The sequence below is a fragment of the Streptomyces iakyrus genome (assembly GCF_000717055.1).
Lineage (GTDB): Bacteria > Actinomycetota > Actinomycetes > Streptomycetales > Streptomycetaceae > Streptomyces > Streptomyces iakyrus.
Genome location: NZ_JNXI01000003.1, coordinates 612,706 through 634,255 on the forward strand (window position 1 = coordinate 612,706; position 21,550 = coordinate 634,255).

At 69.5% G+C, this 21,550-nt stretch carries 19 protein-coding genes, 2 rRNA genes and 1 riboswitch; of the genes, 4 read left to right on the forward strand and 17 right to left on the reverse strand.

The window, feature by feature from the left end:
* Nucleotides 1–4 precede the first annotated feature (4 nt).
* Genes OO68_RS08095 through OO68_RS08105 form a run of 3 tightly spaced genes read right to left on the reverse strand, consistent with a single transcriptional unit; the run spans nucleotide 5 to nucleotide 3,144 of the window.
* Nucleotides 5–847, reverse strand: coding sequence for a carbohydrate ABC transporter permease (locus tag OO68_RS08095; RefSeq protein ID WP_033307438.1), 843 nt, complete (start codon nucleotides 845–847; stop codon nucleotides 5–7).
* A complete protein-coding gene (locus OO68_RS08100) occupies nucleotides 844–1,845 on the reverse strand; it encodes a carbohydrate ABC transporter permease (RefSeq protein WP_033307439.1) in 1,002 nt (333 codons plus the stop codon). The genes OO68_RS08095 and OO68_RS08100 overlap by 4 nt, the downstream gene beginning before the upstream one ends.
* A gap of 6 nt (nucleotides 1,846–1,851) precedes the next feature.
* Nucleotides 1,852–3,144, reverse strand: a complete 1,293-nt coding sequence (locus OO68_RS08105) for an extracellular solute-binding protein (protein ID WP_033307440.1) — start codon at nucleotides 3,142–3,144, stop codon at nucleotides 1,852–1,854.
* Between the two features lie 424 nt (nucleotides 3,145–3,568).
* Between OO68_RS08105 and OO68_RS08110 the strand changes: the two genes are divergently transcribed.
* Nucleotides 3,569–5,548: an APC family permease gene (locus OO68_RS08110; protein ID WP_033307441.1), complete on the forward strand. Its 1,980-nt coding sequence runs from the start codon at nucleotides 3,569–3,571 to the stop codon at nucleotides 5,546–5,548.
* Between the two features lies 1 nt (nucleotide 5,549).
* Here OO68_RS08110 and OO68_RS08115 read toward each other — a convergent pair whose 3' ends face one another.
* Nucleotides 5,550–6,146: a DUF1707 SHOCT-like domain-containing protein gene (locus OO68_RS08115; protein ID WP_033307442.1), complete on the reverse strand. Its 597-nt coding sequence runs from the start codon at nucleotides 6,144–6,146 to the stop codon at nucleotides 5,550–5,552.
* A 125-nt stretch (nucleotides 6,147–6,271) separates the two neighbouring features.
* Between OO68_RS08115 and OO68_RS08120 the strand changes: the two genes are divergently transcribed.
* Together OO68_RS08120 and OO68_RS08125 are read left to right on the forward strand one after the other, a co-directional pair.
* Nucleotides 6,272–6,667, forward strand: coding sequence for a TOBE domain-containing protein (locus OO68_RS08120; RefSeq protein ID WP_033307443.1), 396 nt, complete (start codon nucleotides 6,272–6,274; stop codon nucleotides 6,665–6,667).
* Nucleotides 6,668–6,743: 76 nt separating this feature from the next.
* A complete protein-coding gene (locus OO68_RS08125) occupies nucleotides 6,744–7,163 on the forward strand; it encodes a TOBE domain-containing protein (RefSeq protein ID WP_033307444.1) in 420 nt (139 codons plus the stop codon).
* A gap of 64 nt (nucleotides 7,164–7,227) precedes the next feature.
* Here OO68_RS08125 and gcvP read toward each other — a convergent pair whose 3' ends face one another.
* Entirely contained in the window at nucleotides 7,228–10,113 is a 2,886-nt protein-coding gene (gene gcvP / locus OO68_RS08130) for an aminomethyl-transferring glycine dehydrogenase (protein WP_033307445.1), read from the reverse strand.
* A gap of 175 nt (nucleotides 10,114–10,288) precedes the next feature.
* A riboswitch (glycine riboswitch) is annotated at nucleotides 10,289–10,384 on the reverse strand.
* Between the two features lie 113 nt (nucleotides 10,385–10,497).
* On the opposite strand from gcvP, the gene OO68_RS08135 reads away from it, so the two are divergent.
* Complete coding sequence (locus tag OO68_RS08135) at nucleotides 10,498–10,872, forward strand: PRC-barrel domain-containing protein (protein ID WP_031104789.1); 375 nt, start codon at nucleotides 10,498–10,500, stop codon at nucleotides 10,870–10,872.
* On the opposite strand, the gene OO68_RS08140 is transcribed toward OO68_RS08135, so the two are convergent.
* The 12 genes from OO68_RS08140 to OO68_RS08195 form a co-directional block, all read right to left on the reverse strand.
* Nucleotides 10,791–12,245, reverse strand: coding sequence for a DNA polymerase IV (locus OO68_RS08140; protein WP_033307446.1), 1,455 nt, complete (start codon nucleotides 12,243–12,245; stop codon nucleotides 10,791–10,793). The two genes, OO68_RS08135 and OO68_RS08140, sit on opposite strands and share 82 nt — an antisense overlap.
* Before the next feature lie 136 nt (nucleotides 12,246–12,381).
* Complete coding sequence (locus OO68_RS08145) at nucleotides 12,382–13,065, reverse strand: MerR family transcriptional regulator (RefSeq protein WP_078625222.1); 684 nt, start codon at nucleotides 13,063–13,065, stop codon at nucleotides 12,382–12,384.
* A gap of 295 nt (nucleotides 13,066–13,360) precedes the next feature.
* Nucleotides 13,361–13,834 (reverse strand): bifunctional nuclease family protein, encoded by a 474-nt coding sequence (locus tag OO68_RS08150; protein WP_003988851.1) that lies wholly within the window; start codon nucleotides 13,832–13,834, stop codon nucleotides 13,361–13,363.
* Between the two features lie 82 nt (nucleotides 13,835–13,916).
* Nucleotides 13,917–14,654, reverse strand: coding sequence for a transcriptional regulator FtsR (ftsR, locus tag OO68_RS08155; protein ID WP_033307448.1), 738 nt, complete (start codon nucleotides 14,652–14,654; stop codon nucleotides 13,917–13,919).
* 53 nt (nucleotides 14,655–14,707) lie between these two features.
* A complete protein-coding gene (locus OO68_RS43825; RefSeq protein ID WP_078625223.1) occupies nucleotides 14,708–15,661 on the reverse strand; it encodes a zinc-ribbon and FHA domain-containing protein in 954 nt (317 codons plus the stop codon).
* Nucleotides 15,662–15,722: 61 nt separating this feature from the next.
* On the reverse strand, nucleotides 15,723–16,634 hold the full coding sequence (locus tag OO68_RS08165) for a DUF881 domain-containing protein (RefSeq protein WP_033307450.1): 912 nt from the start codon (nucleotides 16,632–16,634) through the stop codon (nucleotides 15,723–15,725).
* A 5-nt stretch (nucleotides 16,635–16,639) separates the two neighbouring features.
* Nucleotides 16,640–16,972 carry a small basic family protein gene (locus tag OO68_RS08170; protein ID WP_003988855.1) on the reverse strand — a complete coding sequence of 111 codons (333 nt, stop codon included), beginning with the start codon at nucleotides 16,970–16,972 and terminating at the stop codon, nucleotides 16,640–16,642.
* Nucleotides 16,969–17,883 (reverse strand): DUF881 domain-containing protein, encoded by a 915-nt coding sequence (locus OO68_RS08175; protein ID WP_106974286.1) that lies wholly within the window; start codon nucleotides 17,881–17,883, stop codon nucleotides 16,969–16,971. The genes OO68_RS08170 and OO68_RS08175 overlap by 4 nt, the downstream gene beginning before the upstream one ends.
* A 98-nt stretch (nucleotides 17,884–17,981) precedes the next feature.
* The gene (locus tag OO68_RS08180) at nucleotides 17,982–20,477 is read right to left on the reverse strand and encodes a mannose-1-phosphate guanyltransferase (RefSeq protein WP_033307452.1); all 2,496 of its coding nucleotides are present in this window, start codon (nucleotides 20,475–20,477) and stop codon (nucleotides 17,982–17,984) included.
* A 114-nt stretch (nucleotides 20,478–20,591) separates the two neighbouring features.
* On the reverse strand, nucleotides 20,592–21,200 hold the full coding sequence (gene clsA, locus OO68_RS08185; protein WP_033307453.1) for a cardiolipin synthase ClsA: 609 nt from the start codon (nucleotides 21,198–21,200) through the stop codon (nucleotides 20,592–20,594).
* 109 nt (nucleotides 21,201–21,309) lie between these two features.
* Nucleotides 21,310–21,424: ribosomal RNA gene (gene rrf, locus OO68_RS08190) — 5S ribosomal RNA — on the reverse strand.
* A gap of 49 nt (nucleotides 21,425–21,473) precedes the next feature.
* Nucleotides 21,474–21,550 (reverse strand): 23S ribosomal RNA (locus OO68_RS08195); the annotation flags it as partial.

Sequence of the window (21,550 nt, forward strand, 5' to 3'; positions counted from 1 at the left end):
CGCGTCAGCCCTTGGTGGCGCCGGCGGTGAGGCCGCCGACGAGCTGACGCTCGGCGACCGAGTAGAAGGCCAGTGCGGGCACCATGGCCAGCACCAGATAGGCGAAGACCTTGGCGTACTCCGCTGAGTACTGCCCCTGGAACTGCTGGACGCCGATCGGCAGCGTCCACCACTGCGCGTCGGTGAACACCAGCAGCGGCAGGAAGAAGTTGTTCCAGCTGGTGACGACGGCCAGCACCGAGACGGTGCCGAGCGCGGGCCGGGCCATGGGCAGCAGCACCCGCCAGAAGAAGCCGAACGAGCTGCACCCGTCGAGCGTGGCCGCCTCCTCCAGCTCGCCGGGGATCTGCCGGAAGAAGCCGCGCAGGATGATGATCGTCATGGGCAGTCCGAAGGCGGCCTGCGGGAGGATCACCCCGAGGGGATTGTCCAGCAGGTCCAGGGAGCGCAGCAGCAGGAAGAGCGGCAGGGCCGCCACCGCGAAGGGGAACATCAGCCCCATGGTGAACAGCGTGAACAGCGCCTCCCGGCCCCGGAAGGCGAACCGCGCGAAGGAGAACGCCGACAGGGCGGAGACGGCGACGATCAGGACGGTCGTGCCCACCGCGATCAGCGTGCTGTTGCCGATCAGCCGCCAGAAGTCCCCCGAGCCGAGGATCTGGGTGTAGTTGGAGGTCACCCACGACTCGGGCAGTCCGACCGGGTTGCGGGAGAGCTCGTCGGTGGACTTGAAGCCGGAGAGCACGGCGTAGAGCAGGGGGACGGCCATGACCGCGCCCACTGCGGTGAGGACGAGGTGCAGGCCCCAGGTCCTGCCGCCCCCACGGGTCTTCTGACTGGTGGTCATTTTCCGTCCCCCCGCATGGTCGTGGTGGCGCCTTCGAGGTCGCGCCGGAGTACGAACCGCTGGTAGGCGAGGGCGAAGACGAGGCTGATGCCGAACATGACCACGCTGATCGCGCTGGCGTAGCCGACCTGATAGCGCTTGAAGCCGTACTGGAACATGGTCACGGCCATGGTTTCCGAGTGGTGGTCGGGACCGCCCGCGGTGGTGACCCAGACCAGGTCGAAGAGCTGGATGGCCCCGATGACCGACAGGAAGACGCTGATGCGCAGGGTGGGCGCGAGCAGCGGCAGGGTGACGTTGCGGAACCGCTGCCAGGCGCTCGCCCCGTCGATGAGCGCCGCCTCGGTCAGTTCCCGGGGGACGGCCTGCAGTCCGGCGAGGTACAGCATCATGTGGAAGCCGAAGTACTTCCAGGTCATGACCAGGAAGAGGGTCGCCATGACGGTGGACGGATCGGCGAACCACTCCCCGCCCAGCCCGTCGAGGCCGACCTTGCCGAGGACCTGGTCGGCAAAGCCGTCGTCCGGGGCGAAGATCATGCCGAAGAGGATTCCGGTGATGGCCTCGGACAGGACGTAGGGGGCGAAGAACAGCATCCGGTAGACGGCCCGGCCGCGCATCCGCTGGTTGAGGAGCACGGCCATGGCGAGCGCGAACGGCAGCTGGATGGCGAGCGACAGCACCACCAGGACCAGGCAGCGCCACAGGTCGCCGAGGAAGACGTCGTCCTGGAGCAGCCGGCTGAAGTTCTCGCCGCCGATGTAGTCGGAGGGCATGCCGAAGCCGCCCCAGCGGAAGAACGCGGCGTACAGGGCGAACAGCATCGGCAGCAGCACGAGCCCCATGAACAGCACCAGGGCCGGGAGTTGGAAGCCGGCCGCGGTGAGCCAGTGCAGCGCGCGTCGCCGGGCCCGCCCCGGGGGCCGCCGGTCAGCGGCCGGGGGCGGGGAACCGGCGCCGCGGCCGGTCCGTTTGTCCGGCAGGAACGTGGAGGTCATCGCCGGCTACTGCTCTTCCTTCGCGGTCTTCGTGATCGACTGGGCGACCTGCCCGGGCGACTTGGAGCCGGCGATGAGCGCGGCCACACTGTCGTTGACCTCCTGGCCGACGGCGGGCGCGTATGCCTGGTCGAGGTAGAGCTGGAAGCCGGTGGCCGCCTTCAGCTGGGCCTGTACGGCCTTGATGTTGGGGTCGGCGATGGCTCTCTCGGCCGCGGGGACCACGGGCAGGACGCCGGTCTTCTTGACCAGTTCCAGGTCGGTCGCCTCGGACGCGAAGAACTTGAGGAAGTCGACGGCCTCCTGCGGGGCTCCCCGGCGCAGAGCGTGTCCGCCGCCTCCGCCGAACACCTCGGTGATGGCGCCCTTGCCGCCCTCGACCGCGGGGAACGGGAAGAAGCCGAGGTCCTTGCCGAGGCCCTTGCCCGCGTCGGCCTGGACCGTGGGCGCCCACTGGCCCATGAGTTCCATCGCCGCCTTGCCGTTGCCGACGGTGGCGGCCTGGCCCGTGGGCGTGGAGTAGGCGGCGCCGAGGAAGCCCTTCTGGAACGGCTGGAGTCCGACGAGTTCCTTCAGGTGGTCGCCCGCCTGGACGAAGGGGGCGCCGGTGAAGTCCTTGTCGTCGTAGGCCTTCTGGAGCGCCTCGGCTCCGGCGGTGCGCATGGCGAGGTAGGCCCAGTAGTACATTCCGGGCCACTTCTCCTTGCCGGCCAGTGCCAGCGGGGTGACCTCGGCGGCCTTGAGCTTGCGTACGGCGTCGAGGAAGCCGTCCCAGGTGGTCGGGGGTTCGGCGATGCCGGCCTTCTCGAAGAGCGCCTTGTTGTACCAGAAGCCGATCATGCCGATGTCGAACGGGATGCCGTAGACCTGGTCGTCGATCAGGTAGGGCTCTTTGGCGACCGGCAGCAGGGCCTCGCCCCACGGTTTGGTGCTGTCCGTGAGGTTTTCGACGAGCCCGGCGTCCACCTGCTGCTTCAGCACGCCGCCGCCCCAGGTGTGGAAGATGTCGGGCAGCTTCCCGGAGGCGGTCAGGGCCGTCATCTTCGACTTGTAGGCGTCGTTCTCCATCTGAACGATCTTTATCTTGACCTTGGGGTTCTGCGCCTCGAACTTCCGGGCGAGGGCGGCCCAGACGGTTTTGGACGGCTCGGTGGTGGAGATGTTCCACCATTCGATCGTGGTCGTCCCGGACGACCCTCCGTCCGAGTCCCCGCCGCATGCGGTCAGTGCCGTCATCCCCAGACCGGCCGCGGCGGAGGCCGCCAGGAAGCCGCGGCGGGACAGTGCGGGGTCGCCCATCATTGCGCTCCTCGAAAGTTTCGAAGTAGTTCCAGAAAGGTTCGCTGCTGCCGCACCCTAGAGACAGCGGGTAAACGGTGGCAACCCCTCGTACATGCTCAATCTTGCGTCCGGATTCAGAAGGGGAGGGCCCACGAAACATTCGGCTTGACAGACGAACGTTACGGAGGCTGCTCGCGCGTGATCACACAGAGTGTCCGCTCGAAGGGCTGGAGATCGACTCCGCACAACAGCGGGACAAGCCGTCCGACGCGCTCTCAGCTCGCGTTTTCGCCTCCGCGTCCTGCCCGGGCGCGAGTCTTAACGGAAGTTTGACGCGCACGGCCCCCTCATTCAGGGGCCAGGGCATCACGCTCCGCTTACGCTGATCGGGCCGTCCAGTGATGGCCGGAACCACGCTGAGCCGCACCTCTGGAGCACGTCGATGGCCACCACCGAGCACCCGGCACCGAGCCGTCCGGAGCCCGCCTCACCCAGCCGTCTGCGCACCTGGATGCTGGAGGGCTTGTCCGGCATGGGCAAGGGCGGCGGGCATACCGGGCCCCACGCCGAGCCGGAGCCCCCGCACCGGGGCCAGCCCTGGTGGCGGGTGATGTGTCTGACCGGCGTCGACTACTTCTCGACCCTCGGCTACCAGCCGGGGATCGCGGCCCTCGCCGCCGGACTGCTGTCGCCGATCGCGACCATCGTCCTCGTCGTCGTCACGCTGGCCGGCGCCCTGCCCGTCTACCGCCGCGTGGCCGAGGAGAGCCCGCACGGCGAGGGCTCCATCGCGATGCTGGAGAGGCTGCTCTCCTTCTGGCAGGGCAAGTTGTTCGTGCTGACCCTGCTGGGCTTCGCCGCCACCGACTTCCTCATCACCATCACCCTGTCGGCCGCCGACGCCTCCACCCACCTCGTGGAGAACCCGCATCTGACCGGCGTCCTGCACGACAAGCAGATGCTGATCACCCTGGTCCTGGTGGCACTGCTCGGCGCGGTGTTCCTCAAGGGCTTCCTGGAGGCGATCGGCGTCGCGGTCGCCCTCGTCGGTGCCTACCTCGCGCTGAACGTGGTCGTGGTGGTGGTCGGCCTCTACCACGTCGTCACCGCGGGCCATGTGGTCACCGACTGGTCGAGCGCCCTCACCACCCAGCACAGCAACGTTTTCGCCATGATCGGCGTCGCCCTGCTCGTCTTCCCGAAACTGGCGCTCGGCCTCTCCGGGTTCGAGACGGGCGTCGCCGTGATGCCGCACGTCAAGGGCGACCCGGACGACACCGAGGCACGGCCGACAGGCCGTATCCGCGACACGAAGAAGCTGCTCACCACCGCCGCGCTGATCATGAGCGGCTTCCTGATCACCACCAGCTTCATCACCACCCTCCTCATCCCGGAGCAGGAGTTCGAGGCGGGCGGCCAGGCCAACGGCCGTGCCCTCGCGTATCTGGCGCACGACTACCTGGGCAACACCTTCGGCACCGTCTACGACGTCTCGACGATCGCCATCCTGTGGTTCGCCGGCGCCTCCGCGATGGCCGGCCTGCTCAATCTGATGCCGCGCTACCTCCCCCGCTACGGCATGGCCCCCCACTGGGCCCGCGCCGTGCGGCCCATGGTCATCGTCTTCACGCTGATCGCCTTCCTGGTCACCTGGATCTTCGACGCCGACGTCAACGCCCAGGGCGGTGCCTACGCCACCGGCGTGCTGGTCCTCATCAGCTCCGCCGCGATCGCGGTGACCATCGCCGCCCGCAAGGCCCGGCAGCGGAACTGGACGATCGCCTTCGCGGTGATCTCCGCGGTGTTCCTGTACACGACCGTGCTCAACGTGATCGAGCGCCCGGACGGCGTGAAGATCGGCGCCTGCTTCATCGCCGGCATCATCCTGGTCTCTCTGCTGTCGCGGCTGGCCCGGGCGTTCGAGCTCCGCGTGACCAGCGTGACGCTGGACGACATGGCGGAACGTTTCGTCCGGGACATGGCCAGCCGTCGGATGCGGTTCATCGCCAACGAGCCGGACCGGCGGGACATCGCCGAGTACCGCGACAAGATCGAGCAGATCCGGCAGGACAACGACGTGCCCGGCCAGGAGGACTTCGTCTTCGTCGAGGTGACCGTCACCGACCCGTCCGAGTTCGAGGCGGGCCTGACCGTGCGCGGGGAGGTGCTGCACGGCCGCTACCGCGTGCTGACCCTGGAGTCGTCCTCCATCCCCAACGCCCTGGCCGCGCTGCTGCTGCACGTCCGCGACTCGACGGGGCGCACCCCGCACATCTACTTCGAGTGGACCGAGGGCGGCCCCTTCGCCAACTTCCTGCGCTTCTTCCTGTTCGGCCAGGGCGAGGTCGCCCCGGTGACCCGCGAGGTGCTGCGCGAGGCGGAGCCGGACCGCAAGCGACGGCCGAGGGTGCACGTGGGCTGAGTCAGGCCGTGGTGCTCCTCCTGCCGAAGCCCCTGCGCGGCGAGCGCACGACGAGCTGTCCGTAGGCGACCTCGCCGGTGATCCTGACCCGCAGCAGGACGGGGGCGTCGGCCGGCCGACGCGCCTTGAGCGCCGAGTAGTTCATGACCAGGCCGTCGGTGTCCACGACGACACCCGGCCTGATCAGCAGCTTGAGGGAGCCGGCGCGCAGGTCCAGGTCGATGTCCAGGGTGTCGTGAGTGATCACCGCGTCGGTGAAGTCGAGCGTCACCTCGCCCCACGCCGAACGGATCTCCAGCCGCCGCGGCACCACCCAGCCGTCGCCCCGCCGGGTCGAGGCCCCCTCCTGGCGGATCCGGACCACGCCGTCGGCCCCGGCGGGCGCCCCGCCTGCGGGCACGGGCAGGTCCTCCGTCATCAGGGCGAGCTCGCCCATCGTCCGGGCCGACCATGCGGCCTCCAGCCGCTCGTCGAGCTCGTCCAGGGTCAGCCGGCCGTCGCCCGCTGCGACACGCAGCACCTCCACCGTCCGGTCCCGGTCCGCGTGCGACGCCCGCACCTCGGGCGATCCGCCGGTCCGCACGATCTCCGCCGTCATCACTCCACCCCGATCCCCCGGGCACGGAACCCGGCCAGCCCGTCGAGACTAACGCTATATCGCGTTATACCCAAAGGCCAACCCCGCACCCGCCGTTCCCTTCCCCCACGCCTATCGTGACCGGCATGCAGTCCTACACGATCGGCCAGGCAGCACGGCTGCTCGGCGTGAGCCCGGACACCGCCCGCCGCTGGGCGGACGCGGGCCGCATCACGACCCACCGCGACGAGACCGGGCGTCGGCTCATCGACGGGCAGGACCTGGCCGCGTTCTCGGTCGAACTGGCCCGGTCAGGCTCCGCCGAGGAGGACACGCCGTACACCTCGGCCCGCAACGCCTTCCCGGGCATCGTCACCGCGATCAAACTCGGCGATGTCGCCGCCCAGGTCGAGATCCAGGCCGGCCCGCACCGGCTGGTCTCCCTGCTCACCCGGGAGGCGGTGGAGGAACTGGGCCTGGAGGTCGGCATGGAGGCGACGGCCCGCGTGAAGTCGACGAACGTCCACATCGACCGCGTCTGAGCCCCGAAGGGCGGCGGAGGCGACGCACCCGCACGCCTGCCCAGGGCGGACGCCGTCACCGGGCTACCGTGCACCCATGAGCCTGAGCATCCGCAACCAGCTCCCCGGCACCGTCACCGCCGTCACCCCTGGCGACGCCATGGCGACGGTCAGGGTCCGCCTCACCGGCGGCCAGGACCTCACCGCGGCGATCACCCGCGAGGCCGCGGAAGAACTCCGCCTCACCCCGGGCGCCCCCGTGCGCGCCCTGCTGAAGTCGACAGAGGTCTCCCTGGCCACCGCGCCGGTCGAGGGCCTGTCGATCCGCAATCAGCTCCCCGGGACGGTCACGGACATCGCGGCCGGCGACGCGATGGCGTCGGTCCGCGTCAGGGTCGAGGGCGGCGAACTGACCGCCGCGATCACCCGGGGCGCGGCGGACGACCTGGCCCTGTCCCCCGGGATCCCCGTCGTCGCCCTGATCAAGGCGACCGAGGTGTCACTCGCCACCCCCTGACGCGCCGGCAGACGGCGAGAGGGGCCCCGCATCGCGGAGCCCCTCACCTTGACCGGTCGGCCGATCAGTCCTCGTACGCGTCCAGCGGCGGGCACGAGCACACCAGGTTCCGGTCGCCGTAGGCCTGGTCGATGCGGCGCACCGGCGGCCAGTACTTGTCGGCGGCCGACACCCCGGCCGGGAAGACGGCCTCCTCACGGCTGTAGGCGTGCTCCCACTCCCCGGCGAGCGCGCCGGCGGTGTGCGGGGCGCCGCGCAGCGGGTTGTCCTCCGCAGGCCACTCGCCGGAGCCGACCTTCTCGATCTCCGCGCGGATGGCGATCATCGCCTCGCAGAACCGGTCCAGCTCGGCCAGGTCCTCCGACTCGGTCGGCTCGATCATCAGCGTCCCGGCCACCGGGAACGACATGGTCGGCGCGTGGAAGCCGTAGTCGATCAGCCGCTTGGCGACGTCGTCGACGCTCACGCCGGTCGCCTTGGTCAGCGGGCGCAGGTCGATGATGCACTCGTGGGCGACGAGCCCGCCCGGACCGGTGTAGAGCACCGGGTAGTGCGGCTCCAGCCGCTTGGCGATGTAGTTGGCGCTGAGCACGGCCACCTGCGTGGCCCGCTTCAGCCCCTCACCGCCCATGAGCCGGACGTACGCCCACGAGATGGGCAGGATGCCGGCAGAGCCCCAGGGAGCCGCTGAGATGGGGCCGACGCCCGTCTCCGGGCCGGCCTCGGGCTGCAGCGGGTGGTTGGGCAGGTAGGGCGCGAGATGCTCGCGCACCGCGACCGGGCCGACGCCGGGACCGCCGCCGCCGTGCGGGATGCAGAAGGTCTTGTGCAGGTTCAGGTGCGAGACGTCGCCGCCGAAGTGCCCCGGCTTGGCGAGCCCGACCAGCGCGTTGAGGTTGGCCCCGTCGACGTAGACCTGGCCGCCCGCCTCGTGCACCTGCGCGCAGATGTCGGCCACGTGCTCCTCGAACACACCGTGCGTGGACGGGTACGTGATCATCAGCACGGCCAGCTCGTCGCGGTACTGCTCGATCTTCGCCCGCAGGTCCTCGACGTCGATCTCGCCGTCCTCGGCGGTCTTCACGACGACGACCTTCATGCCCGCCATCACCGCGCTGGCGGCGTTGGTGCCGTGCGCGGACGACGGGATCAGGCAGACGGTGCGCTGCTCGTCCCCGTTGGCCCGGTGGTACCCGCGGACGGCGAGCAGACCGGCCAGCTCGCCCTGCGACCCGGCGTTCGGCTGGAGGGACACCTTGTCGTAGCCGGTGACCTCGGCGAGCCGGTCCTCCAGCTCGTGGATGAGGGTGAGGTAGCCCCCGGCCTGCCCGGCGGGCGCGAAGGGGTGCATCTGCCCGAACTCGGGCCAGGTGACCGGCTCCATCTCGGTGGTCGCGTTGAGCTTCATGGTGCAGGAGCCCAGCGGGATCATGCCCCGGTCGAGCGCGTAGTCGCGGTCGGCCAGCTTGCGCAGGTAGCGCAGCATGGCGGTCTCGGAGCGGTGCTGGTGGAAGACGGGGTGGGTCAGGTAGTCGTCGGTGCGCAGCAGCGCACCCGGAAGCCCGTCCTCGGTCGCCGCGTCCAGCGCCTCCACGACACCCTCGACCCCGAAGGCCGCCCATACGGCACGCAGCTGGGCCCGCGTCGTGGTCTCGTCGCAGGCGATGGAGACGTGGTCGGCGTCGACGAGACGCAGGTTGACCCCGTTGTCACGGGCGGCGGCCACGACGTCGGCGGCCCGGCCCTCGGCGCGCACCGTCAGGGTGTCGAAGTAGGAGCCGTGCACGACCTCGACCCCGCCGTTCGCGAGCCCGGCGGCGAGGACGGTGGCGTAACGGTGGGTGCGCCGCGCGATGCCCTTCAGGCCCTCGGGGCCGTGGTAGACGGCGTACATGCCGGCCATGACGGCGAGCAGCACCTGCGCGGTGCAGATGTTGCTGGTGGCCTTCTCGCGGCGGATGTGCTGCTCACGCGTCTGCAGCGCCAGCCGGTAGGCCTTGTTGCCGTCGGCGTCCACGGACACGCCGACGAGCCGCCCGGGCAGGCTGCGAGCCATCTTGTCCTGGACCGCCATGTAGCCGGCGTGGGGTCCGCCGAAGCCCATGGGCACGCCGAAGCGCTGGGTCGTACCGACGGCGATGTCCGCCCCGAGTTCGCCGGGCGACTTCAGCAGCGTCAGCGCCAGCAGGTCGGCGGCGACGGTGACGAGCGCCCCGAGCTCGTGCGCCCGGTCGATGACCGGCTTGATGTCCCGCACGGCACCGGAGGCGCCCGGGTACTGGAGCAGTACGCCGTTGATCTCGCGCTCGGCGATCTCGGCGGGGATGCCCTCGCTCAGGTCTGCGACGACGACCTCGACGCCGGTCGGTTCGGCGCGGGTCTGGATCACGGCGATGGTCTGCGGCAGCGTGTCCGCGTCGACCAGGAACAGGCCCTTCTTGTTCTTGCCCAGCCGCCGCGACAGCGCCATGGCCTCGGCGGCCGCGGTGCCCTCGTCGAGCAGGGAGGCGCCGGAGGTCGGCAGACCGGTCAGCTCGGCGACCATCGTCTGGAAGTTCAGCAGCGCCTCCAGCCGGCCCTGCGAGATCTCCGGCTGGTACGGCGTGTAGGTCGTGTACCAGGACGGATTCTCCATCACGTTGCGCATGATGACGGGCGGTGTGAAGGTGCCGTAGTAGCCGAGGCCGATCATGGAGCCGAGGACCTCGTTGCGGTCGGCGAGGGAGCGCAGCTCGGCGATCACCTCGGCCTCGCTGCGGGCGCCCGGCAGGTCCAGTGCCTCGGCGCTCTTGATCACGGCCGGGACCGCGGCGGCGGTCAGCTCGTCCAGCGAGCCGTAGCCGACGTGGGCGAGCATCTTGGCGCAGGCCTCGTGGTCGGGGCCGATGTGGCGCTGCTCGAAGGGGACTGCCTCTTCGAGCTCGGAGAGCGGAATGCGGTGGGCGGTCATTACGGAGGCCTCCTGGTCGACACGACCTGCGAGGGGCACCACGGCACGGGTACCCGGACGGCCTCCCCCTCTGTCATCTCAACCTGAGAGCTTCACCGGATCGCCCGAAGGCCTCCGGCTTTCACCGTCGGTGAGAGCGGAAGCCGTCGACACCCGCCCTGCTTTCCAGAGTGACCTCGTCCGTGCGGTACGTGAGCCTGAGAGATTCCGGGGAGGATTTGCTCCTTCGGCGCCTCCGATGGTGTCTGGAGGACTCTCCCGCACGGGGTCAACAGCCGCTGCCAGCGTACCAGCGAGGTCAACGCACGAACCTTCGAGTGGCCGCATCCCCACTTGTACCGTTTTGTAGTGTCTACGAATGAGGTGCGACCAGCTGGAGGTCCCGTGCGAACCGATATCGATCCGCGCAACCTGATCGGCCGCAAGGCGTTCGACCGCAACGGGACCAGGATCGGCACCATCGACGAGGTCTACCTCGACGACGCCACCGGCGAGCCGGAGTGGGCGGCCATACGGACCGGCCTGTTCAGCAGGGACGCTTTCGTCCCCCTGGAGCCCAGTGAACTGATCGAGGGCGCCCTGCACGTGCCCTTCGAACGCGCCCTGATCAAGGACGCTCCCGACTTCGGCGTGGGCCGCCACCTCTCCCCGGAGCAGGAGCTGCAGCTCTACCACCACTACGGTCTCGACGTCGCCGCCCCGCCCCCGCTCCCGGACCACGACTTCGGCAAGCTGGCGGGCACCGACGAGACGGCCTGAGACCCCGCCCCGGGCGCTTCGTTCGCGCCCTCGGTCCCTCGTAACACCAGCGGGAGCGGATCCGCCGCCTCCAGATCCGGGTCGTCGACCCGGAAGGTCCGCACCCGCCCGGGCTGCGAGGAGGGCGTCTCGAAGCGCACGGTGACCCGCCCCAGACCGCTGCCCTGCACCCATCCGTGCCCGAACCGGGTGTGCCGCACGTCGTGCCCGGCGGGCCATCGCCGCTCGGCGAGCGACGGCGGCTCCTCGTCCGGCGCCGCGGTGTGCTCCTCGACCGGTCCCTCCGCGACCGCCCGCTCCCCCGCCGCCTGCGCGAACAGGTCCTCCTGGGTGTAGTCGGCGAGCCCGCTGACGCCCACTCCGAGGAGCCGCACTCCGCCGGTCGTGTCGACCGAGTCCAGCAGTCTGGCCGCCGCCTCGCGGATCACGGCGGGGTCGTCCGTGGGCCCGCGCAGCGTCTCGGAGCGGGTGAGCGTGGAGAAGTCGTACCGCCGCACCTTCAGCACGATCGTCCGCCCGGACAGCCCTGCCCCGCGCAGCCGCCGCACGCACCGCTCGGCGAGCCGCTGCACCTCCAGCCCGACCCGCGTCCGGTCGTGGATGTCGACGTCGTAGGTGTCCTCGACCGACACCGACTTCGCCTCGCGCTCCGCCACGACGGGCCGGTCGTCCCGCGCCAGCGCCATGGCGTAGAGACCGTGCCCGTGCGCCTTTCCCAGCAGCCGGACCAGTTCGTCCTCGCCCGCCTCGACGATCTCCTCGACCGTGGTGATCCCGGCCCGCCTCAGATGGTCCCCCGTGGCCGGTCCCACCCCCGGCAGCGTCCGCACCGACATCGGCCCGAGCAGGGCCCGCTCCGTCCCCGGCTCGATCACCACCAGCCCGTCGGGCTTGGCCTCCTCCGAGGCGATCTTCGCGAGCATCTTGGAGGCGGCGAGGCCCACCGACCCCGTGAGGCCAGTGACGGCCCGGATGTCCGCACGCAGCTTCACCCCGGCCAGTCGCGCCGACCGCTCGTCCCAGGCCACTCCCCCGGCCTCCAGGTCCACGAACGCCTCGTCCAGGCTCAGCGGCTCCACCAGCGGCGACAGCGCACGCAGCAGCTCCATCACCCGCTCGCTGATCGACTTGTAGAGCGTGAAGCGCGGCACGAGATACGCGGCGTTGGGCGCGAGCCGCCGGGCCTGCCCCATGGGCATCGCCGAATGCACCCCGAAGACCCGCGCCTCGTACGACGCGGTCGCCACCACGCCCCGCGGCCCGAGCCCGCCCACGACCACGGCCTTCCCGCGCAGACTCGGCTTGGACGCCTGCTCCACCGAGGCGAAGAAGGCATCCATGTCGAGGTGCAGGATCGTGGGCGCTGTTCTCACAACTCCGATGCTGCCCTACGCCACTGACAACGCCCCGCTCGACCGCCCTGAACGCCCCCACGGGAAACCGCTTGCGCTCCGGCGCGGAAACGTCCCGCCTCCTGCGGCCGCGTCCGGTCCTGCGCTGCCGGACGGCTCAGACGGCCCGGTTCCGCCGACGCGCGAGCTCGTCCGCGGGGTTGGGGCCGACCAGGGTCTCGCCGGTGTCGATCCGCTCGCCGTGCAGCTGGGACAGCGCGCTCTCGACGTCCCGCCACACCACGCCCACGGCGATCCCGAACACACCCTGGCCGCCCTGGAGCAGGGCATGGACCTCATCGGGCGAAGTGCACTCGTAGACCGTCGCGCCGTCGCTCATCAGCGTCACGCGCTCCAGATCGCTGAAACCGCGTTCCCTGAGGTGGTGGACGGCTGTGCGGATGTTCTGCAGCGACACCCCGGTGTCGAGGAACCGCTTGACGATCTTCAGGACGACCACGTCCCGGAAGCTGTACAGCCGCTGTGTCCCGGACCCGTAGGCGGGGCGCACGCTCGGCTCGACGAGCCCCGTGCGGGCCCAGTAGTCCAATTGCCGGTAGGTGATACCGGCGGCCGCACAGGCCGTGGGGCCCCGATAGCCGATCTGCTCGGACGCCATGGACGTCGCCCCTCCGCTGCTCGGCACCGCTGTCGGTCGCTGCGGAGCGTGCTCGGCCGCGCCTCCGGGCTGAGGGCATCCCCCGCCCGGGAGGGGCCGTGAGCCGGGGGGAGGGTACGGACCGCTCGCCCTGAGACTGCGCTCGGGGCCGCCCCCAGCCGTACCGTCGCCGCTGCTTCTCACGCCGACCTCCGTCCTTGACCTGCCTTCTCGACGGTAGGCAGTCACCAGGGGTGCGTCAACGATCGCCACACTCGCCACGCCGAGTGATAATCACCCTGAGAGTGGTTTCCCGTGCCCCGCCGCGGGGAAAGGCTAGCCGAATGTGGTCGGCGCGAGCCGTGGGACGCTCTCACTCGCCACCGGCACATGCGGGCCTTTTCACCCCTCCGGCATACGGCGGGCGGCCCCGCCACGAACCACATCGTCCGCCGGGCCGCCCACACGCCTTCTCAGGCCGCTGCCCCTTCCGGGGCACTCACTGGCTGCTGCTGCCGAAGTCCTCCGGGGAGATCTGGTCGAGGAACTCGCGGAACTTCTCCACCTCGTCCTCCTGCTCGTCCGGAATCGCGATGCCGGCGTCGTCGAGCACCGTGTCGCTGCCGTAGATCGGCGTCCCGGTGCGCAGCGCGAGCGCTATGGCGTCGGACGGGCGGGCGCTCACCTCGACGCCGCTGGCGAAGACCAGCTCCGCGTAGAAGACGCCTTCACGCAGGTCCGTGATGCGCACTTCCGTGAGCTCCTGGCCGACGGCCTCCAGCACGTCCTTGAACAGGTCGTGAGTCAGCGGCCGCGCGGGAGCCATGCCCTGCTGGGCGAAGGCGATCGCCGTCGCCTCCCCCGGCCCGATCCAGATGGGGAGGTAACGGTCGCCTCCCACTTCACGCAGCAGCACGATCGGTTGGTTGGAGGGCATTTCGACCCGGACACCTACGACATCGAGCTCGTTCACACAGCAACCCTAGGCCGTGCTCGGGACGTTTGGGTAGTCGGGCCGGTATCGGGCGCCTGATCCGGACCCCGCGCGCGCCTCCTCAGGGCAGCCGCACGCCGAGTGCGGTCCGCACCAGCGCGGCGTGCAGCTTCACCGTGAGCCCCGCCAGCTCCTTGGTGCGGGCCTCGGCATGAGCCCTGGTCTGCGGGTTGCGGTGCCGCCTCAACGGGGCCACCACCTGGTCCACCAGCCCGGCCTCACGGTCGGCGGCGGCCTTCATCGCCCGCAGGTGCCGCGGCTCGATCCCGAACCGCCCGAGCTCGATCACGAGCAGGGCGACGGTGACCGCCTCGGCGTCATAAGCCCCGTCCTCCAGGGGGGTGAGAAGACCGTAGGACTCCCACTCCTTGAGCTCCTGCTCGTCGGCACCCGCGGCGGCGATCAGCTCCTCACGCCCGATCCTGGCCCCTGTGGGCCCCTCGGCCGGCTCGGAGGCTGATTCTCCGTCCCGTTGACGGCCCACGACCGGCAGCGGGGCGGCCTCACCGCGCTCCATGGCCGCCAGGTGCTCCCGGATCACCTTCAGGGGCAGATAGTGATCCCGCTGCATCCTCAGGACGTGACCCAGGCGCTCGACGTCATGGGCGCTGAACTTGCGGTACCCCGACGGGGTCCGCTGCGGCTCGATGAGCCCTTCCGACTCCAGGAAGCGGATCTTGGAGATGGTCACTTCGGGAAACTCGTCGCGCAGCGCGTTCAGCACCGCGCCGATGCTCATCAGCCCACTGTCCGTGGCGGCGGCGCCGTGCCCGGCACCGCCGCTCGGTTTTTGCAGCATGGACCTTCCCTGACGGATGGACGCTCGCTGGGGTCTGCCCGGACGGAGCCCGGTCAGTAGCCCCGCTGGCTGGCGTAGAAGACCAGCCGGTACTTGCCGATCTGCACCTCGTCGCCGTTGTTCAGAGCGACCTGGTCGATCCGCTCGCGGTTCACGTACGTGCCGTTCAGGCTGCCCACGTCGGCCACCGTGAACGAACCGTCCTGCCCGCGGCGGAACTCCACGTGGCGCCGGGACACCGTCACGTCGTCCAGGAAGATGTCGCTCTGCGGATGCCGGCCGGCCGTGGTCAGATCGCCGTCCAGCAGGAAGCGGCTGCCCGAATTCGGGCCGCGGCGCACCACCAGGAGCGCGGAGCCCAGCGGCAGCGCCTCGACGGCGGCCTGAGCCTCCGGGGACAGGGTCGGCATCGGCGTCTGGCCGGTGGTCTCGCTGTCGTAGGCCTCGAGACCGGAGATGGAGATCGTGGAGGTCGTCTCGGACGGACGCTCCGGCGTCGCCCCCGCCCGCAGCGGCGCGCCGCAGTTCGAGCAGAAACGGCTGTTCTCCGCGTTGCGGTTACCGCACCTCGTACACACCAGGGCCGACATCGGATCCTCCTGCCGCGGCTGCCCACCGGGGGCGTTGGACGCATACGGGTCGGAAAACCCTCCACCCGCACGTGAGGTTGACGGTTGCCCGAAACCTATGCCGCCGGGCTGCGCAGGGTCAACCGACGGCGCGCCCTGACCACCGGAAACATCGCCGCCCGGGCCGCCGACCTGGTCCCGGAACAGCGGCCGCTGACCTTCCGCGTCAGGCTGTGCGCGATGACGGGCGGTCGCATTGTCGCTGCCCTCTCGCGCGCTCTTGCCGAACAACTTCGCAAACAACTTCACGGGCGATTCCCCTTGACCGAAACAGACCCGCCCGTGGGGCAGGACGAACCCTGACTGAACACTCTGGCCGACCCGGACATCCTGACAACGTCCGTCTGCACCAGACAGTTTCCACCACGCACCGCCCATTCGGTGCGCCGACCCCCCGCAACCTCATGCCCTCGCCCGACGCCGCCCATGCACCCCCGGTTCACTGCGAGGACGACCGAGCGTAGTCAGGCCGCTTCGCTGCTCGCAAGGCGTCCACCACGATGTCGGTGGACCGCTCGATCGTGACGGTGGCCTGTTCCTTCTCGAGAGTCTGCACCACGCCTCCGGGGATGTTGAGCGCCGGCTCCAGGTCCTGCGGCTTGCCGATGACCTTGAAACGATAGGGCGCGTTGATCTTGTTCCCGTCGACGCTCACGCCCTTGCCGGAGTCCGCGAGATACGTGCCGGCGACGACCCGGACGCCGTTGACCTGAATCGCCTCCGCGCCCGCGGCGCGCAGCTCCTGGATCGCGTCGAGCAGCATGTCCGCCTCGACCGTCCCCTTCGTGTCCACGATCGTCATGGTGATGCCGGGCCCCTGCGCGGCCACCGTGCCCGCCAGGATGCCGAGTTGCCTCTCCTTCTCGATCGTCTGTTTCCTGGCCTCCTCAGCCTGGTCCGAGCTGTTCTCCAGCTCGTCGCGCTGCTGCTCGAGACCTCGCTTCTCGTCCTCAAGACGCTGAGTACGGTCATCCAGTTCATCGAGGATGCGGACAAGATCTTCCTGCCGCGCACCCCGCAACGCGCTGTCGCTGTCGCTGTTCGAGGCGACCTGCACGGCCAGCCCGAACCCGAGACCGAACAACAGCACCGCGACGATGAGTTGGGCCCGGGTGACACGCGGCGGCCACAGCCCCTGTACCAGCCGCTGCCGGCCGGTCAGCCGCGGCCCGGGGTCCGGCTGCGCTTCCGCTACCGGCTCGGGCTCCGGCTCCTTCGGCGCCTCCTCGGCGGCAGGCGCCGCCGCGGGCACCTCCTGGGGCAGCTCCTTGCGCAGCCGGTCCCCGGACTCGCCGCCGCCGTCGCGCGTGTCGCCCCGGTCCTCGGCGGTCTTCTCGTCGTGATCGCTCATCGGCCTCACGCCCGGAACACGTGCCGGCGGATCGCCGCGGCGTTGGAGAAGATCCGGATGCCCAGGACGACCACCACACCGGTGGACAGCTGGGCGCCCACGCCGAGCTTGTCGCCCAGGAACACGATCAACGCGGCCACGACGACGTTCGACAGGAACGACACCACGAAGACCTTGTCGTCGAAGATGCCGTCGAGCATGGCCCGCAGGCCGCCGAAGACGGCGTCGAGCGCCGCCACGACAGCGATCGGCAGGTAAGGCTCGACCACCGCCGGAACCTCAGGCCGGACCAAGAGGCCGGCCACGACTCCCACGACGAGGCCCAGTACGGCGATCACGATGTGCCCTTCTCACTCTTCTCAGCGCTCGGCTGTGCTGTACGTACGGTCACACTCGGTGCGGCAGGCAGCCGGAGGTCGTCCTCCACGGAGATGCCTGTCCTGATGCCGTAGCTCTCCTGCAGCGCGTTCAGGTACAACCCGTCCGCGCTGTTCTGGAACCGCGTGCTCAGCCGCTGCCCGTCCCCCACCGCCAGCACCGTGTACGGCGGCACCAGCGGCTTGTTGTCGACCAGTATGGCGTCACCGGCGGCCCTGATCGCGGACAGCGCCGTCAGCCGCTGCCCGTTGATCGAGACGGCCTCGGCACCCGACTCCCACAGCCCGTTCACCACGCGCTGCATGTCCCGGTCCCGCACCCGGCCGGTGTCGGAGAACCCGGATGCCTCCCGCGGGTCGCCGTCGCCGCCCGTGGCGGCTTCCTTGGCGTCGTTCACCACGAGCTTCACGCCGGGGCCGTGCACCGCGACCGCGCCCGACAGAATGCCCGCCAGGTCGGAGTCCGCGCTGCCGCCGCTGTTCCTCAGCGCCTCGCGCTGCCGTGCGCTCACGTCCGCGCGCAGCTCGTCGACGGAGTCCTCCAGCTTGTCCGCCGCCTCGGTCTCCCGGTCGATGCGGTCGACGAGCTCTTCCCGCTCCTTGGCGACGACCGGAGCGGCGACCCGCGCCTGCGCCGCTCCGAGGGTCACGACGAGGGCCGCAAACACGAGTCCGGCGGCGAGCCCGAGCTTCGCCCGGAGCGTCTTCGGCATGCCGCTGGCTCCCGCGGCCTTCTTACGCGCCGCGGCCTCGGCATATCCGTCGTCGAGGCTGTGGTCCATGACGTTGGTCAGCAACGACATGGACGCATCCGGGCGCCGGGGCCGCGCGGGTGTGCTCCGAATGGGGGGTTGCTGCGGCATGCCGCACATCGTCGCACGTCGCGAGCACTACCTCCGAACGGCCCCACCGGCGTGCCGGACAGGCCCCGTTGGGGACACTTGTCCGGCACGCACGCGTGCAGGCCGAACTACCGGCCGGCGCTGTCCACGACCGCCGACCATTCGTCCAGCAGGGCCTGCGCGGAGGCGTCGTCCGGCCCCTCGGCCCACAGGTGGGTGACGGCCTCGGCCGGATCAGGCAGCACCATCACCCAGCGACCGTCGGTCTCCACCACCCGCACCCCGTCCGTGGTGTCCACGAAGCGATCTCCGGCCGCTTCGACGACCCGCCGCATCACGAGGCCCTTCACGGCCCACGGGGTCGCCAGATCGCGCTTCAGGACGTGCGCCCGCGGGATCCGCGCGTCGATCTGGCTGAGCGTGAGCTGCGTCCGCGCCACGAGCCCGATGAGCCGTACGAAGGCCGCGGTGGCGTCGTACACGCTGCTGAACTCGGGGACGATGAAGCCGCCCTTGCCGTCACCGCCGAAGATCGTCCCCTCCTCACCGCCGACCCGTGTGAGGTCGTCGGGAGAGGTGGTCGTCCACTCGACCTGCGTCCCGTGGTACGCCGCCACCTGCTCGGCGATCCGGGTCGTGGTCACCGGCAGCGCGACCCGGCCACTGCGCCGCTCGGCGGCGACGAGGTCCAGCATCACGAGCAGGGCCCGGTCGTCCTCGATGATCCGCCCCTTCTCGTCGACGAGCGACAGCCGCTCACCGACAGGGTCGAACCGCACACCGAACGCAGCCCCCGAGGACGCCACGATCTCCCCGAGACGCACCATCCCCGACCGCCGCATGTCGGCCGTCTCCGTGGGCCTGGACTCGTCGAGACCGGGGTTGATCGTCAGCGAGTCCACCCCGAGCTTGCCGAGCAGGCTCGGCAGGACGAGCCCCGCGCTTCCGTTGGACGCGTCCACGACGACCTTCAGCCCGGACTCGGAGATGCCCGTCGTGTCGACGTTCCGCAGCAACGACCCGGTGTACGAGTCGAAGACGCTGGCCGGGAAGTGCAGATCCCCGATCTCACCGGGGAACGCCCGACGGTACTCCTGCCGCGCGAACACCCGGTCCAGCTTCCGCTGGCTGCCCTGCGACAGGTCCGCGCCGTTCCCGTCGAAGAACATGATGTCCACGGAATCCGGCACCCCGGGCGTGGTGCGGATCATGATGCCGCCCGCACTGCCCCGCGCGGTCTGCTGCCGGGCGACCGGCAGCGGAACGTTCTCCAGGTCGCGCACGTCGATCGCACTGGCCTGCAGCGCGGAGATCACCGCCCGCTTGAGGGCACGTGCACCACGGGAGTGGTCCCGGGCCGTGGTGACGGTCGAGCCCTTCTTCAGCGTCGTCGCGTACGCGCCTGCGAGACGGACCGCGAGCTCCGGCGTGATCTCCACGTTCAGGATGCCGGACACGCCGCGGGCGCCGAAGAGATGCGCCTGTCCCCGGGACTCCCAGATCACCGAGGTGTTGACGAAGGCGCCGGCCTCGATGGTCTTGAAGGGATACACCCGCACATTGCCCTGGACGATCGATTCTTCACCGATCAGGCACTCATCACCGATGACCGCCCCGTCCTCGATCCGCGCCGCGCGCATGATGTCGGTGTTCTTGCCGACCACGCAGCCACGCAGATTGCTGTGCGGCCCCACGTAGACGTTGTCGTGGACGACGGCCTTGTGCAGGAACGCACCGCTCTTGACGACCACGTTGGAGCCCACGACGGTGTGCTCACGGATCTCGGATCCGGCCTCGACCTTGGCGTAGTCACCGATGTAGACGGGCCCGCGGAGGACCGCGTCGGGATGGACCTCCGCTCCCTCGGCGACCCACACGCCCGGGGAGATCTCGAACCCGTCGACGTCCACGTCGACCTTGCCCTCCAGGACATCGGCCTGTGCCTTCACATAGCTCTCGTGCGTGCCGACGTCCTCCCAGTAGCCCTCGGCGATGTAGCCGTAGATGGGCTTGCCTTCCTTCATCAGCTGCGGGAAGACATCACCGGACCAGTCGACGGGAACGTCGGGCTCGACATAGTCGAAGACCTCGGGCTCCATCACGTAGATCCCGGTGTTCACGGTGTCGGAGAAGACCTGGCCCCAGGTGGGCTTCTCCAGGAAGCGCTCCACCTTGCCTTCTTCGTCGACAATGGTGATACCGAATTCCAGTGGGTTGGGCACCCGCGTCAGGCAGACCGTGACGAGCGCGCCCTTCTCCTTGTGGAAATTGATGAGCTCGGTGAGGTCGAAATCCGTCAGAGCATCGCCGGAGATGACGAGGAAGGCATCGTCCTTCAGAGCTTCCTCTGCGTTCTTGACGCTTCCGGCGGTACCGAGTGGCTTCTCCTCATTGGCATAGGTGAGCTCCATACCGAGCTCTTCGCCGTCACCGAAGTAGTTCTTGACGAGCGACGCCAGGAACTGGACAGTCACGACTGTTTCGTTGAGCCCATGCCTCTTGAGCAGCCGCAGAACATGCTCCATGATCGGCCGGTTGGCCACCGGCAGGAGCGGCTTGGGCATGCTTGAGGTCATAGGACGAAGGCGCGTGCCTTCGCCTCCGGCCATCACGACGGCCTTCATGTCGGAAGCGTCCTCCTCGAAGAGACGGTCTGGCCGACTTCCCCCGCCAGGATTGTCCCGCACATATCCAGTACGGGCCATCGCTCCGCTACGGCAGCAGGACCATCCGGGAGTTCAATCGGTCGTGGCGTCCGCACGGACCAGGCGGCGGACTTGTACCACGTAGAGGACTCCTGCCCACCAGTACAGCGTTGTACCCCACCCGGCGAACGCCCATCCGAAAATCGCGGCCAGTGACGAGATCCAACCGCTTCCGTCACTGAGCAGCAGCAAGGGGAACGCGTACATCAGGTTGAAGGTCGCGGCCTTCCCCAGGAAGTTCACCTGGGGCGGCGGATAGCCGTGCCGGCGGAGGATGCCGACCATGACCAGCAGAACCAGCTCTCGCGCCAGAAGTAGAGCGGTCAACCACAAGGGCAGAATCTCGCGCCAGGTGAGGCCCACCAGGGTCGAGAGAATGTAGAGCCGGTCGGCCGCGGGATCGAGGAGCCGGCCGAGGCTGCTGATCTGGTTCCAGCGCCGCGCGAGCTTGCCGTCCAGATAGTCACTGACACCGCTCAGGGCCAGTACCAGAAGGGCCCAGCCGTCACTCTGGGGGCCCCCGAACTCAGGCCGCAGAATCAGCCACAGGAACACGGGCACGCCGACGAGGCGCGCCATGCTGAGGATGTTCGGGATGGTGAGCACACGGTCCGTCTGGACGCGAGTCTCCTGAACCTCCACCCGGGGGCCTCCTGTGGGAAATGTACCGACGATGCCCCCTGACCTTACCTCAACGCAAAAAAGCTCTGGCTCTCGGGCTGTGTGCCCAAGAGCCAGAGCTCTAAAAGGAGTTCGGCGGCGTCCTACTCTCCCACAGGGTCCCCCCTGCAGTACCATCGGCGCTGTAAGGCTTAGCTTCCGGGTTCGGAATGTAACCGGGCGTTTCCCCGAAACTGACAACCGGCACATTGGTTGTTCGTGGTTTCAGAACCAACACAGTGGACGCGAGCAACTGAGGACAAGCCCTCGGCCTATTAGTACCGGTCAACTCCACACGTTACCGTGCTTCCATATCCGGCCTATCAACCCAG